This window comes from Pseudoduganella umbonata (assembly GCF_014192225.1).
Lineage (GTDB): Bacteria > Pseudomonadota > Gammaproteobacteria > Burkholderiales > Burkholderiaceae_D > Rugamonas > Rugamonas umbonata.
In genome coordinates this window covers 65,578-79,907 of sequence record NZ_JACHXS010000017.1, presented here as the reverse complement: position 1 = coordinate 79,907, position 14,330 = coordinate 65,578, and the positions used below count along the sequence as shown (strand labels likewise).

8 protein-coding genes are annotated in these 14,330 nt (G+C 65.7%); 4 read left to right on the top strand and 4 right to left on the bottom strand.

Going from position 1 to position 14,330, the window contains the following annotated elements; translation table 11 throughout:
• Positions 1-64: 64 nt before the first annotated feature.
• Positions 65-1,060, top strand: a complete 996-nt coding sequence (locus FHS02_RS30025) for an MBL fold metallo-hydrolase (RefSeq protein ID WP_137312173.1) — start codon at positions 65-67, stop codon at positions 1,058-1,060.
• On the top strand, positions 1,044-1,910 hold the full coding sequence (locus tag FHS02_RS30020) for an NADPH-dependent F420 reductase (protein ID WP_308700807.1): 867 nt from the start codon (positions 1,044-1,046) through the stop codon (positions 1,908-1,910). The genes FHS02_RS30025 and FHS02_RS30020 overlap by 17 nt, the downstream gene beginning before the upstream one ends.
• A 108-nt stretch (positions 1,911-2,018) precedes the next feature.
• On the opposite strand, the gene FHS02_RS32015 is transcribed toward FHS02_RS30020, so the two are convergent.
• A complete protein-coding gene (locus FHS02_RS32015; protein ID WP_137312175.1) occupies positions 2,019-3,605 on the bottom strand; it encodes a methyl-accepting chemotaxis protein in 1,587 nt (528 codons plus the stop codon).
• A gap of 288 nt (positions 3,606-3,893) precedes the next feature.
• Between FHS02_RS32015 and FHS02_RS30010 the strand changes: the two genes are divergently transcribed.
• Together FHS02_RS30010 and FHS02_RS30005 are read left to right on the top strand one after the other, a co-directional pair.
• A complete protein-coding gene (locus tag FHS02_RS30010; RefSeq protein ID WP_137312176.1) occupies positions 3,894-5,249 on the top strand; it encodes a sugar MFS transporter in 1,356 nt (451 codons plus the stop codon).
• A gap of 20 nt (positions 5,250-5,269) precedes the next feature.
• A complete protein-coding gene (locus FHS02_RS30005) occupies positions 5,270-7,864 on the top strand; it encodes a family 20 glycosylhydrolase (RefSeq protein ID WP_229422471.1) in 2,595 nt (864 codons plus the stop codon).
• A 13-nt stretch (positions 7,865-7,877) separates the two neighbouring features.
• Here the strand turns inward: FHS02_RS30005 and FHS02_RS30000 are convergent, their stop codons facing one another.
• The 3 genes from FHS02_RS30000 to FHS02_RS29990 form a co-directional block, all read right to left on the bottom strand.
• Positions 7,878-8,948 (bottom strand): glycoside hydrolase family 43 protein, encoded by a 1,071-nt coding sequence (locus FHS02_RS30000; protein WP_229422472.1) that lies wholly within the window; start codon positions 8,946-8,948, stop codon positions 7,878-7,880.
• 12 nt (positions 8,949-8,960) lie between these two features.
• Positions 8,961-10,640, bottom strand: a complete 1,680-nt coding sequence (locus FHS02_RS29995) for a glycoside hydrolase family 43 protein (protein ID WP_137312177.1) — start codon at positions 10,638-10,640, stop codon at positions 8,961-8,963.
• A 126-nt stretch (positions 10,641-10,766) separates the two neighbouring features.
• Complete coding sequence (locus tag FHS02_RS29990) at positions 10,767-13,970, bottom strand: TonB-dependent receptor (RefSeq protein ID WP_175424672.1); 3,204 nt, start codon at positions 13,968-13,970, stop codon at positions 10,767-10,769.
• Positions 13,971-14,330 lie beyond the last annotated feature (360 nt).

The window sequence follows — 14,330 nt, the reverse complement described above, 5'->3', positions numbered from 1 at the left end:
GACTGCTATCAACGTTGTAGCTGAATGCATCAACGGTCGATCAATCGTTTATGAAAGCAGAACCATGAGTAAGAAATTCGGGATCCACGCGCGCAATCTGCTCTCCAACCTGGTCATTTCCTCGCTGATCGGTGCCACGGCGGCCCATGCCGCGGCACCGGTGCAAAGCGAGCAGGCCCCGGGCTTTTACCGGCAACAGGTCGGTGACGCGGTGGTCACGGCAGTCTACGATGGCTATCTCGATCTGGATCCCAAGGACTTGTCGGGAATGACCCAACAGCAGATTCAAGTCCACATCGCCAAGCTGTTCCAGGCAAAGAACTCCACGGTGCAGACCGCGGTAAACGCCTATCTCGTCCATACCAAGGACAACCTCATCCTGATCGATTCCGGCTCGTCGGATTGCTTCGGCCCGACGGTGGGGCGCCTGGTCGACAACATCAAGCTGGCCGGCTACGATCCTGCGGACGTCGATACCGTGCTGCTGACGCACCTGCACCCGGATCACGCCTGCGGCATCACGACACCGGGTGGCAAGCCGGCGTTTCCAAATGCGACCATCTGGGCCGACCGCAAGGATGCGGACTTCTGGCTCAAGCAGTCGTCGGCATCCAAACTGCCTGCAAGCCAGCATGTGTTCCTGAAGATGGCGCAGGCCGCAGTCGCACCGTATGCGGCGCAAGGCCGGTTCAAGACGTTCACCGGCAGCGACACGATCGTGCCGGGTGTCACCGTGGTGCCTTCCAACGGCCATACGCCGGGCCACTCGTCCTACCTTGTCGACTCCGGCGCGGAGAAACTTCTGGTCTGGGGTGACATCGTGCATTTCCATGCAGTCCAGCTGCCACACCCGGAAGTGACGATCGAAGTCGACGTCGCTTCCGAAGAAGCGGTCGCCTCACGCCGGAAGATCCTGGCGGAAGCCACTCAGCAGAAATGGCTCGTGGCCGCGGCCCATCATCCGTTCCCCGGGCTTGGCCATGTGCGCAAAGAGGCTATCGGGTATTCCTGGGTGCCTGTCGAGTACGCGCCGCTGAAGACCGCTGCCAAGGTCAAATAACCTGGGTAGCTCTCGGCCTGTCAGGCGCCATAAGCAATATGACCGGCCACATTATCTTGCTTCGTCAACTGTCAAAGCATTACACGTCCATGAGAGGAAATTTATGAAAATCGGCATTTTGGGAACAGGACATATCGGCAAGACGCTCGTCGTGCGCTTGAGCCAGGCCGGGCATGACGTAAAAGTCGCCAATTCGCGTGGTCCCGAGACGATTGATGTGCAGCTTCTGTCCTCCGGTGCACGTGCCGTGACCACCGAGGACGCACTCGTCGATGTGGACGCAGTCATTCTATCCATTCCACTTAACCGCATTCCCGGCGTCGCGCCCCTGGTCGCTCGCCTCCCGGAGAGGACAGTGGTGATCGATACATCCAACTACTATCCGTTCCGCGACGAAAAGATCGACGCCATCGAGCAAGGACAGGTCGAGAGCCTGTGGGTCGCCGAGCAGCTTGGTCGCCCGATCGCCAAGGCTTGGAATGCGATTGGCTCGGCATCCCTGGCCAGGAAGGCAAAGCCTGCCGGAGCATCCGACCGGATCGCCATTCCAGTGGCCGCGGATCGAGATCACGACCGCGAGGTAGCCATGTCGCTGGTCAACGATACCGGTCTCGATGCCTTCGACGCCGGCTCGCTCGCGGACTCGTGGCGCCAGCAGCCCGGCGCGCCAGCCTATTGCACCGATCTTTCCTATGCCGAGATCGGCGCTGCCCTGGATGCGGCGGAGCGAGACAGGCTGCCGAAGCGCCGAGACCTCGGCGTGGCGGTAATGCAGGAACGCCTTGGGGACGGCACGACCAACCCCGACGAGGAATGGGGCGTGCGCCTGGTCCGCGCTATCAACATGTAAATGTGGCCCCGCGCCGCGTCGATACATCCTGCAAGAGTGCATGGTCCGCAATGGGGCGGAAGCAGTCGTACGTGACCAAGGCCCAGGTGCCAGGCTGATGGCCGTGTTTCAGATGGCCGCCAGGGCCAGCCGCCGTGCCGGCTGCTCGTCCTCCACCGAGAACCGCCCCACGGCCGCCAGCAAGTCCCGGGTGCGCTGCTGCATCGCCTCGGCGCCGTGGGCGGCCTGTTCGACCAGCGCGGCATTCTGCTGCGTCACCTGGTCCATCGCGATCACGGCCTGGTTGACCTGGTCGATCCCGTCGCTCTGCTCGCGGCTGGTATTGCCGATTTCAACCATCAGCGCCGAGACCCGTTCGATCTCGGCCAGCACGGCCGACATGGTCCGGCCCGCTTCACCCGCATACCGGTTGCCGGCCTCGACCTTGCCGGCCGATTCCTCGATCAGCGCCTTGATTTCCTTTGCCGCGGCGGCCGAGCGCTGCGCCAGGTTGCGCACCTCGCTGGCCACCACCGCGAAGCCGCGGCCCTGCTCGCCGGCGCGCGCCGCTTCCACGGCAGCGTTCAGCGCCAGGATGTTGGTCTGGAAAGCGATGCCGTCGATGACGCCGGTGATGTCGCCGATGCGCCGCGACGATGCGCTGATGTCGCCCATGCGCTCCACTACCTGCGCCACTTCGGCGCTGCCCTGGGCCGCCACTTCGGCCGCCTTGCGGGCAATGCGGCTCGCTTCCTGGGCATTGTCCGCGCTCTGGCGCACGGTGCTGGTCAGTTCTTCCATCGACGATGCCGTTTCTTCCAGAGAGCTGGCCTGTTGTTCGGTGCGGCCCGACAGGTCGTGCGAGCTGTGGGCGATGTCGCCTGCCGAGCCGGAGATCGCATCGGCATTGGCGCGTACATCGCGCACGATGCCACCGAGGCTCTCGCTCATCGTGGCCAGCGCGCGCAGCAGCTGGCCCGTTTCATCGTCGGAACCGGCGACGATGCGTCGCGACAGGTTGCCCGCGGCGATTGTGTTGGCGATGTCGACAGCCTCGCGCAGCGGCAGCGTGATGCTGCGGCGCAGCCAGTACGCCATCGCCGCGGCGAAGGCCAGCCCGGCGCCGGCCAGCACCAGCGTCAGCGTGCGGCCGCTGGCATAGGTCTGCCCGGCCTGCACGGCGCTCTTTTCCATCAGTTCGCCGCCGAGGCGGTTCATATTGTGTACCAGGTCCATGTAGGTTCCGTGGCTGACGGACAGTGGCCCGAGCAGCAGTTGCGTCGCTTCCGGCTTGTTGCCGTCCGCCAGCAGTGCGAGGAAGCGCGCCTGGTCCGCCTCGTAGCGCTCGCGCGCCGCCATGACGGCCTTCATGCCGGCCCGGCCCTTGTCCGTGGTGATCCGGCTCTCGAAATCGCGCAGCGTTGCCGTGGCTTCCGCATCGCGCGCCTTCAGGCGGGCGCGCTCGGCCTGCAGTTGCGCGGGATCGTCGGCGATCAGCAGGCTGCGCATCGTCGTAGCCGCTTCCTGGATGCCGTCCAGTGCGCGCGTGCCCAATACCACTTTCGAATAGCGGTCGCGGACCACCAGGTCGATATCGTCGTATAGGGACGACTGGCGCGAAATGCTCAGCAGCGTGATGCCGGCGAGGACCAGCACGATGATGCCGAAAGCCAGCGTGAGGCGGGTACCGATGGAGGCGCGGATAATCATGGGCATGAATGAGAATGATGATTTTGGGCAATATCTGCCAGTTTACCGGTATTCGCCGTGCCGAGCCTCATTCCCTGCGTCGCCTGTTGCTTTTACGTCTTGACAGCTTGTCCACCTGCCGTTGGCCGAGGCCGGGGGCGTGCATACCACTTGCCACTGGTCTTAAAGCGGTACTACTGCTAGCATGATTCCCGGACAACATGGTTCACCGACAACACAGGGGAGTCGCATGCAGCAACCGACCAGGTTTCACCGCGCCGTACCGGCCACGCCATCGGAGCGCACGCCGTGGAAATGAGCATCGACACCGCCGGCGGGCCCGCCCGCCATTCGACGCGGGAGGTGGTGGCCGGCATGCTGTTCGTGGGGCTGCTGTTCTTCATCCTCGGCTTCGTCACGTGGCTGAACGGATCGCTGGTGCCGTTCCTGAAGATCGTCTGCGACCTGAACAATTTCCAGGCCCTGTGGGTGACGTTCGCGTTCTACATCGCCTATACCGTGATGGCGCTGCCGTCGGCCGCCGTACTGCGCAGGACGGGCTACAAGCGCGGCATGACGATCGGCCTGGGCATCATGGGCATCGGCGCGCTGCTGTTCATTCCCGCCGCGCACAGCACGCGCTACGAACTGTTCCTGGCCGCGCTGTTCGCGCTGGCCACCGGCATGACGCTGATGCAGACAGCCATCAATCCGTACATCGTCTGCCTCGGTCCGCGCGACAGCGCCGCCATGCGCATCAGCATCATGGGCCTGTTCAACAAGGGCGCCGGCGTGGTGGTGCCGCTGATCTTCACGTCGCTGATGCTGGCCGATATCGACCGGTTTTCGCATGCCTCGCTGGCCACGCTGGAGCCGGCGGCGCGCGCCGCGATGCGCGCCGGGCTGGCGCAGCGGCTGGTGTTCCCGTATGCCTGCATGGCGGCGCTGCTGTTCGCCATCATGGTCTTCATCCATTTCTCCCGCCTGCGCGATATCGCGCCCGAGGAGGATGCGCCCGACGCGCAGGCAGGGCAGGGAGCTCAGGTGGCAAAGACCGGCGTGCTGCAATTCCCGCAACTGGTGCTGGGCGCGCTGGCACTGTTTGCCTACGTCGGCGTGGAAGTCATTGCCGGCGACACCATCGGCCTGTACGGCCATGAACTGGGCGTCGCCAATTTCGGCGTGCTGACGTCGTACACGATGGTGTGCATGGTGCTCGGCTACCTGGTCGGCGCGGTGGCGATTCCGCGCTGGCTGTCGCAGCAGCGCGCGCTGCTGCTGTCGGCACTGGCCGGCATCGTGTTCACGATCGGCGTGGTCACCGGTTCCACGCGGGACGGCGCCATCGCGGCGGCGCTGCTGGGCTGGACCGGCATCGCGCCGGTGCCCGATACCGTGATGTGCCTGGCGCTGCTGGGCATGGCCAACGCGATGGTATGGCCGGCCATCTGGCCGCTGGCGCTGCAGGGGCTGGGCCGCTACACTGCCAGCGGGTCGGCGCTGCTGATCATGGCCATCTGCGGCGGCGCGGTGCTGCCGCTGCTGTACGGCCACCTGTCCGACCTCGCCACGCCGCGCGCCGCGTACTGGCTGCTGCTGCCGTGCTACTTGATGATCCTGTGGTACGCCGTGAGCGGGCACAAGCTGCGCAGCTGGCGCCGCACCGAATGACAACGCACCGGGAGACACGCTTGGGGAATCGAACGAAGGCCTGGGGCAGCGCCCCGGGCGCACGGCACTGGCTGGCGATGCTGGCACTGCTGGCGCCCGCATCGGCAACGGTGGCGGCAACCGCGCAGGCAGCCGTGAGTGCAGTGCCCGCGCAGGCCGCGTCCGCGGCGGTGCCGGATGGCGCGGTCAGGGCCGGCAGGCTGCAGGTGCGCTGGGAGCTGCAGCGCAATGTCTTCACGGAAGCGGCGCCGGACGGGCGTACCCAGGCGCGGCTGATCGTGACCAACAATGACAGCCAGCCGTTGCCCGCGCGCGGCTGGTCGCTGCATTTCAACAGCATGGATGCGCTGCAGACCGGCGCCGTCGGCGCTGGCCTGGTGCTGGAACAGATCGCCGGCGGCTATTTCCGCCTGAAGCCGGGCGACGGCTTCGCCGGGCTGGCGCCGGGCCAGTCGCTGGAAGTCAGCCTGCTGTACCCGTACCGCATCGTCAAGCTGGACAAGGCGCCATCCGGCCCCTACCTGGTGTACGACGCCGCGCCCGACGTGGGCATGGCCATCGCCGACTTCGCGCTGCTGCCGGTCACGCGGCCGGAACAGGTCGATACCGGCAAGACCGGCCTCAATCCGCGGGTCACGCCGGCCGACACGTATCGCCGCAACGCCCGTGCCGGCCTGCTGCCGGCGGCCGAGGTGCCGCCGGTACTGCCGACGCCACTGCACATGCAGCCCGGCGCCGGCAAGCTGCGTTTGACGGGAAATGCTTCGGTGAAGGCGCCGGCCGCGCTGGCTGCCGAAGCGGCGCTGGCGCGCGAACTGTTCAAGTCAGGCGGCGCCCCGTTGCAACTGGGCGTGGGCAAGGTGGAAGGGCACGACTCGCCCGAAGCCTATCGGCTGACCATCGGTGAAAAGGACGGCATTGCGATCACCGGCAACAGTGCGGCGGGCGTGTTCTACGGCCTGCAGACGCTGCGCGACCTGATGCCGCTGCCCGGCGCCGCCGATCCGGCATTGGCCGAGGTGGCGATCACCGATGCGCCGCGCTTCGGCCACCGCGGCTTCATGCTCGACGTGGCGCGCAATTTCCACGGCAAGGAAACGGTGTTCAAGTGGCTCGACCTGATGGCGCGCTACAAGCTCAATACCTTGCACTTCCACCTGACCGACGACGAAGGCTGGCGCCTGGAAATCGCCGGCCTGCCGGAGCTGACGGCCATCGGCGCGGTGCGCGGCCACAGCGCGAAACCGGGCGTGCGGCTGCAGCCCGCCTACGGCTCCGGCCCCGATCCGCGCGACGCGAGCGGCAGCGGCTATTTCAGCCGCGCCGACTACATCGAGATCCTGCGCTATGCCAAGGCGCGCCATATCGACGTGATCCCGGAAATCGAGATGCCCGGCCACGCGCGCGCCGCCGTGCAGGCGATGGAAGCGCGCTACCACCGGCTGAAGGCGGCCGGCAGCAAGGATGCGGCGAAGTACCTGCTGCACGATTTCAGCGACCGCTCGGTCTACAAGTCGCCGCAGCTGTACACGGATCACGTGATCAACCCCGGCCTGGAATCGAGCTTCACCTTCATCGGCCACGTGGTGGCGGAAGTGGTGAAGCTGCACCGTGCGGCCGGCGTGCCGCTGCGCACGATCCACATGGGCGGCGACGAGCTGCCCGACGGTGCATGGGAAAAGTCGCCCGCCAGCCTGGCGCTGATGCGCCAGAAAAAGCTGGAAACCAGCGCGGACCTATGGGATTACTTCTACGACCGCGTCGATGCCATCGTCAGGAAGCACGGGCTGTACGCTTCCGGCTGGGAGGAGATGGCCGCGCGCAAGACCCTGCTGGCCGGGCGCCACAAGCTGATACCCAACCCCCGTTTCACGCAGCGCGGCTTCTCCGCCTATGTCTGGAACAATACGGTGGGCGCCGAGGACCTGGCCTACCGGCTGGCCAACGCCGGCTACGACATCGTGCTCGCGCCGGTGACGAAGATGTATATGGACATGGCCGCCAACCAGAACCCCGAGGAGCCGGGTGTCAACTGGGGCGCCTACGTGGAGCTCGACGACGTCTACGGCTTCATCCCGTTCGACTACCTGAAGAACGCCAGCGCCGAGGCCCGTCTCGGCAAGGACGGCCTGACCGATTACGGCAGGCGCCGCGTGCGCGGCATGCAGGCCACGCTGTTTACGGAAACCGTGCGCGACCCGGCCCGCATCGACTACCTCGCGATGCCGCGCCTGCTGGCGGTGGCCGAGCGGGCCTGGGCGCCGGACCCGGCCTGGGCCACCGAAGGCGATGCGGACAAGGCGGCCGCGCTGTACGGCAGCGCATGGTCCGGATTCGTCAACGCGCTGGGCCAGCGCGTGCTGCCGCGCCTCGACCTGGAGCGGGTGGGCGTCGACTACCGCATCGCGCCGCCGGGCCTGCTGGTCGAAGGCGGCCGCGTGCTGGCCAACCACGTGCTGCCCGGCATGGCGCTGCGCTATACCGTCGATGGCAGCGCCCCCACTGCCGCCAGCAAGCCGGTCACCGGGCCGATCGCCGAACGGGGCCTGATCAAGGTGGCCGCGTTCGACCGTAACGGCCGGCCGGGTGTGGTGGCCAGCGTAGACAACCGCTGACCGCCAGCAATTGTCAGCGAGGCGGCGGTGCCGTCACGCCGGCCTCGGTCTGCACCACCGTCTTCATCGTGCCGTCCGGGTTGTACTGCAGGTGTTCCACGGTGACGGCGCGCCGGCCGATGGCGCCGTTCATGTCGCCGATCGCCAGCGTGGCGTTGTGCAGGAACAGGTACCAGTTGTCCTTGAACTGCACGATGCCCGGATGGATCGTGAAGCTGTACTTGCCGGAACCGGTGAGCAGGCCGCGGTGCGTCCACGGGCCTTCGATGCTGGGCGCGGTGGAGTACGACACGTGCTCGTCGCGCTGCGTGGTGCGGTCCAGCGACGCATACGTCAGGTAGTACATCTTGCCGCGCTTGTGCAGCCATGGGCCTTCCTCGAAATGCGGCGGCGTGATCTCGCGGATCGGGCCGTCGATCTCGGTCATGTTGGGTTTCAGCTTGGCGATGTAGCACTGGCGGTTGCCCCAGGCCAGCCACGTGGTGCCGTCGTCGTCCGTGAACACGGTGGGGTCGATGTCTTCCCAGCTGTGGGTACCCTTCGGCGTCATCGCGTTGGTAACGAGGGCCGAGCCGCGCGCATCCCGGAACGGGCCGGTCGGCTTGTCGGAAACCGCCACGGCGATGGCCTTGCCGGGATGCGTGCCATCGTGTTCGACGGCGGCATAGAAGTAGAACTTGCCGTTCTTTTCGATCGTCTGCGATGCCCACGCATCGGCCTTCGCCCACTTGAAATCCTTGACGTTCATGATGGGGCCGTGATCGGTCCACGTCTTCATGTCCTTCGTCGAATACACCAGCCATTCGCGCATGTTGAACATTTCGTCGCGCTGGGCCTGGTCGTGGCCCACGTAAAGGTACAGCGTGTCGCCGACCACCAGCGGCGCGGGATCGGCGGTGAACTTGTCGCGGATGATCGGGTTCGATCCGGGCGCAGCTTTCGATCCGGCCTGCGCGGGCTTGTCCTGCACAGGATTGACCTGCGCCGCCGGCGCGGCCATCGCGGTTGCCATCGATGCCGCGCACAGCGCAACGCCGGCCACGTAAAGTGCCCGGCGGGCTGGCTGTCTCGTTTCTGGTTTCATGGTGGTTTCCTCTTATTTATTGATGTTCGCCTGCACATACGGACCGACCACGACGCCGACGAAGCCCTTGGCCTTCTGCGTGGACAGGAACGTCACGTCGACGTCCGCTTTCAGTGTCTTCAGCTGCTTGCCGACGCCATCACCGTAGCGGTAAGCGGACTGTCCGCCGCGCATCTCCATGGCCAGTTCGACGCGGCCGTCCGGCGCCGGCGCGGTGCCGAGCAGCGTTTCCTTGCCGCCTTCGGACTTGTACAACGCCACGACGCGTTTTCCCTCCACCCGCGCCACGCCCAGGAACATCCACGCGCCATCGTTCTGCATCGCCAGCAGGCCGGCGCGGTCGCCGTCGCGCCGGGGCGCGTAGTCGACGACGGTCGATACGGTGGCGTCGTGGTGCTGCTGGCGCCGGCCGACGAAGCCCGGCACGCCCGCCAGGTCGCCCAGCGGCTGGCCCGCATGCAGCACCAGTGCGCCGTCTTTCAGCTCGTGGATCCTGCCGCGGGGCGTGCGCAGGCCCATCCAGTGCGGCGACAGCGGCGCGTCGAATTCGTCGACATAAGCGAAATCGCCGTTCAGCGGCACCGCCGGCGCGGGCTGCGCCGGCAGGTTCGGTTTTGCGTGGGTGTACGGCACCGGCTTGCCCTGTTCGAGGATCGTCGGCCAGCCATCCAGCCAGCGCACCGGCAGCAGGAAGGTATCGCGGCCGATGTTATAGAAATTGCCGGGGTAGGGGCGCGTGGCCAGGAATGCGGCCCACCATTCGCCGTTCTGCGTCTGCACGAACTTGGCGTGGCCGGCAGTGGTGACCGGGTTGGGGCGCTGCGGGTCCAGGTCGCGTTGCGTCAGGATCGGGTTCGCCGGTCCCGGCACGTAGGGCCCCATGACGTCCTTCGAGCGGAACACCACTTCCGAGTGGTTGTCGGCGGTACCGCCTTCCGCGCAGATCAGGTAGTACCAGCCGTCCTTCCTGAAGATGTGCGGCGCCTCGATCCAGATCGGGTTCTTCTTCGGGTCGACGCCGCCGTCGACCAGCACCTTCGGCTTGCCGATGCGCTGCAGCGACGAGGGATCGAGCTCGGTGATCCAGATGGCGCGGTGGCCGTCGTAGCGGGGCGTGCCTTCGGGTGCATCGTTGTGCACGACATACATCCTCTCGCCATCGCGGAAGATGGAAGGGTCGATGCCGTTCAGGCCCTGCACGGTGACGGGCTTAGACCACGGTCCGGCCGGATTGGTGGCCGTGACGATGAAGTTGCCCACGCCGCCGGGGCAGCTGGCGCAGGTGGTGATGATGTAATAGCGGCCATCGTGGTACGAGATGTCCGGCGCGAAGATGCCCTGCGAGCCGCGCACGCCGGTGAAGTCGATCTGGCCAGGGCGGTCCAGCGCGTTGCCGACCTGCGTCCACGTGACCAGGTCCTTCGAACGCATGATGGGCAGGCCGGGGAAGTTGGTGAACGACGACGCGACCATGTAGTAGTCGTCGCCGGCACGGACGATCGACGGGTCGGGGTAGTAGCCTGCGAGGACCGGGTTGACGAATTCGCCGGCGCGCGGCTTTGCCTGTTCCTGCGTCTGGCCCGTGTAGCCGAAGCGCTCGAAGCGCGCGCTGGTCGCGGGGTCGTCCGCAGCCTCCGCGCGCAGAATGGTCGTGATGCACAGTGCGGCCAGCAGTGCCGGTGGATATTTCATAGGAGGACTCAAGTAGATGTGCCTGAAAAAAAGTGCGGCCCCGTGATGGCAGGGCCGCCAACTCGCCGGAGCGAGACCATGAACCGTTACATTGAAACTGAAACCAAACTGAAACTGAAACTGAAACTAGAACGCCGTGCGCAGTGACACCGTGTAGCTGCGGCCCGGCTTGTACTCGTCGTAGATCGCGTTGCTGAACTGCGTGTAGGTCTGGCTGATCGCGTTGTTCAGGTTCCAGGCCGACACCGTCACGTCGGTGTTGTACGCGAAATTGAACATGCGCTTCAGGTTCATGCTCAGCGACAGGTCGACCTGCTTGCGCTCCGTCGTGTACGCGTAGGCGCCGCCATCCACCGACAGGCCCGTGCTGGTATTGACCACGTGCGACGCCGTGTACTGGCGCGACACGCGGGCCGACAGGCCGTTGCGTTCGTAGTACAGCGTGAAGTTGTTGGTGCGCGGCGGCACGCCGGCGACGGGCGGCGCATTGACGGCTTCGTCGGTCTGCTTGGTGTAGGTGAAGTTGCCGGTGAAGCCGAAGCCCTTCACGGGCAGCATGTCGAGCGGCTGCTGCCACGTCAGTTCAACGCCCCGCACCTTCAGCTTGGTGTCGATGTTGTACGGCGCGGTGATTTCCACCAGGTGGTTGGCCCGCCCGCCGCTGGAATCGACGGCGACCTGCTGCGCGTCCGTCAGGCCGATGGTGCCGTACAGCGCATCCAGTTCGGCCAGCGTGTACTGCAGCACGCGCAGGCCGGGGCGGCTGGTGATGTCCTTGGCGAACACGCTGCCCGCCACGTAGGCTTCGCGGCTGAAGTAGTACTCGAGGCCGGCATCGTAGTTGTTGGCGGCGAACGGCTTCAGGTTCGGGTTGGTGAGGTTGCCCTGGCGCGCGCCCTGGTCGCCGATGGAAACGCGGGTCTGGCGCAGGTCGGCCGGGTTGGCGCGCGTCAGCGATTTCGAGCCGGACAGCCGGAAGATCGTGTTCGGCGTGATGTTGTACGCCAGCGTGGCCGACGGCAGCGTATTGCTGTAGTGAACCGTCTCGTAGGCCCACGACGAGATGTTCGGATACAGTCCGCCGGCCTGCAGCCCGGCGTTGCGCGGATCGGCCACCGACGACAGGTCGCCGATCGTCTGCTTGGTGCGCGCATGGCGCAGGCCGGCGTTGTAGCGCAGCGTGCGGCCGAAGACCTCGGCGCGGCCATTGACTTCTGCATACGCCGACGACACCACTTCGCGGATGTAGCCGCCGCTGCCGCTGTTGAAGCCGTTGTAGATATTGTCGCGGAAGTACTGGTAATCCGTATCCTTGGCGAACTTCGGCCAGTCGACGGTGATGAAGCCGTGGTTGCTGGCGTGCGCGTAGTTCGGTACCGCGGCATTCGGCACCACCGAGCCCAGGTACGCCAGCGGCGCGCCGCCGGCCGTGTAGCCGGTGCCGTAGCCCGGGTAGGCCGTGGCGGCATCGGCGATCGGACCCGGCGTGCTGCGCCCGTCGCAGCCGGGCGTGCGCAGTTGCGGGTTCGGCCCGAACAGCCGCGCATTGACGTTATTGCCGCAGGCAACGTTCATCCACGCATCGGCCGTGCTGTAGCCACGGTAGCGCCGTTCGATGTCATCCCACGCCGCGCCCACTTTCAGCGACAGGTCGCTGTCGCCCCACGCCACGTTCAGGCGCGAACCCTTGGTGGTGTTGGTGCGCTCGTACAGGTCCATGCGCAGTCCGGACAGGTTCTGGCCGGCCTGGTACCAGCCGAAGTTGGCCGGGTCGTTGACGTCCAGGTTGCCCGTGTAGGTCGGCGTTTGCCCTGGCGTGGTGTTGTCGTAGTCGATGACCGAGTTCGCCGAACGGGTGGCCAGCAGCACGGTCGGCATGTCGCGCCAGAACGTGCTTTTCGTGTAGTTCACGTGGCCGTCGACCGTCCACTTGTCCGCCGGGCGCCATTCGAAGCCGGGGTTGAAGCTGCGGAACAGGGTCTTTTCCTTCATCGGCCGGAATTCCAGCGACCAGAACGTGTTGGCGAACGTGCCCTTGGTGATCACGCAGCCCGTGGTGCAGTCGCTGCGGTCGAATTCCAGGCCGATGGGAATCGGCGTGTTGGCGCGCGTGCCCACGTTCATGCCCTCGGACAGCATGCTGTTTTCCTTTTGCGCGAACAGCGTGTCGAGGTAGATGTCCCACTGGTCGTTCGGCTGCCACTGCACGCTGATCACTTCGCCGGCGCGCTTGCGTTCGCCCTGGTAGATGATGTGGCGGCCCAGGCGGCCCATCAGGCCGTTGTCGATCTGCTGGATCGTCGCGCCGGGGTTCAGCGCCAGCAGCATGTTGCGGTCGATCTGCTTGCCGGGCACGAGCACCGATTGCGCGTACGAGGGCAGGGCGGCGAGCGGCAGGCCGGCAGGTACCGTGTCCGGCGTCGATTGCGAGCCGCCGCCCGTGCTGTTCGGCTTGTCCGCCGGGTTGGCCTGGAATCCCTTCAGCTGCAGGTTGCGCATGTCGACGGTCTGGAAGGCGTCGGTCTTGTACTTCGTGTTCCCCCAGGCCACGCCGCCGAGGATGCCGAAGCGCCCGAAGGTGCTGCTGTTCCAGGTGTTGCTGATCAGGCCCGAGCCGGTATTGCCCCATTTGCCGTCGCGGTCGCGGTAGTTGCCGGACAGCGTGAACGCCGAGCGCAGGCCCTGCTTGTCGAACGGGCGCACGCTGCGCATGTTGACGGTGCCGGCGATGCCGCCCTCGATCACGCTGGCCTGCTGGCTTTTATAGACGCTGGCGCTGCGGAACAGCTCGGAGGGCAGGAAGTCCATGTCCACTTCGCGGTTGGCGCTGATGTTGCCGCCCCAGCTGCCGGCCGACGCCGACGCCATCGGCGCACCGTTCAGCAGCACGCGGGTAAACGCCGGCCCCATGCCGCGGATCGAGATGTTCATGCCTTCGCCGTCGATCGAGGCACGGGTGACCTGCACGCCGGGCACCCGCGACAGCGCGTCGGCGATGTTCGGATCGGGGAACTTGCCCATGTCCTCGGAGAACACGGTATCGGACAGGCCGATGTTGTCGCGCTTTTCGGCGGCCGACAGGCCCAGCGAGCTGCGGAAACCGCTGACGGTCACCGTGGCGACCGGTGCCGTCGGGTTGTTCGACGCATTCGGCGTGGCGGCCGTGGCGCCGGCGCTGGCATTGGCATTGGCGTTCGCGGGAACGGGTCCCGGCGGCGTGTCTGCCTGCGACTGGGCAAAGGCGCTGCCGACGATTGTCGAGATAACGCTCAGTACGAGCGCATCGCGACCCAAGCGGCGCCGGGCGGCGCCTGCAACTGTTTTGTTCATCCATGTCTCCGTTATTGTTGGCCTCGACGGGCGCTGTCGGCCGGTGGTCCCGTGCCGCATGTTCTGCTGGATTTTTATTGCTGGACTAACAACATCTTTGCTTGCTTCGACTGGTTCCTGGTGCCGTGCTCCTTGGGCCGCAATTGGGCTGTCGTGATACCGTTGATCAAAGAATGATATGCGCAACCATCGATCATCTGCGTGAGCGGTTGAGCCATCCTGGCCCCCATTTTCACTGCGCTGAAATATTTGCTGGGCGTGAAACGGAATCTAGACCTTGTTTTAACGCTAATCCAATAACTTATCACGCGAGATTGATATCTAAAACGATATCAAGTCGCCTGATTTCTTCGAATCGTC

What these genes read in the sequence shown, in the direction of transcription:
- FHS02_RS32015 (WP_137312175.1), bottom strand. Translation starts at nt 3,605, where the DNA reads ATGCCCATGATTATCCGCGCCTCCATCGGTACCCGCCTCACGCTGGCT.
- FHS02_RS30000 (WP_229422472.1), bottom strand. Translation starts at nt 8,948, where the DNA reads ATGAAACCAGAAACGAGACAGCCAGCCCGCCGGGCACTTTACGTGGCC.
- FHS02_RS30025 (WP_137312173.1), top strand. Translation starts at nt 65, where the DNA reads ATGAGTAAGAAATTCGGGATCCACGCGCGCAATCTGCTCTCCAACCTG.
- FHS02_RS30010 (WP_137312176.1), top strand. Translation starts at nt 3,894, where the DNA reads ATGAGCATCGACACCGCCGGCGGGCCCGCCCGCCATTCGACGCGGGAG.
- FHS02_RS29990 (WP_175424672.1), bottom strand. Translation starts at nt 13,970, where the DNA reads ATGAACAAAACAGTTGCAGGCGCCGCCCGGCGCCGCTTGGGTCGCGAT.
- FHS02_RS29995 (WP_137312177.1), bottom strand. Translation starts at nt 10,640, where the DNA reads ATGAAATATCCACCGGCACTGCTGGCCGCACTGTGCATCACGACCATT.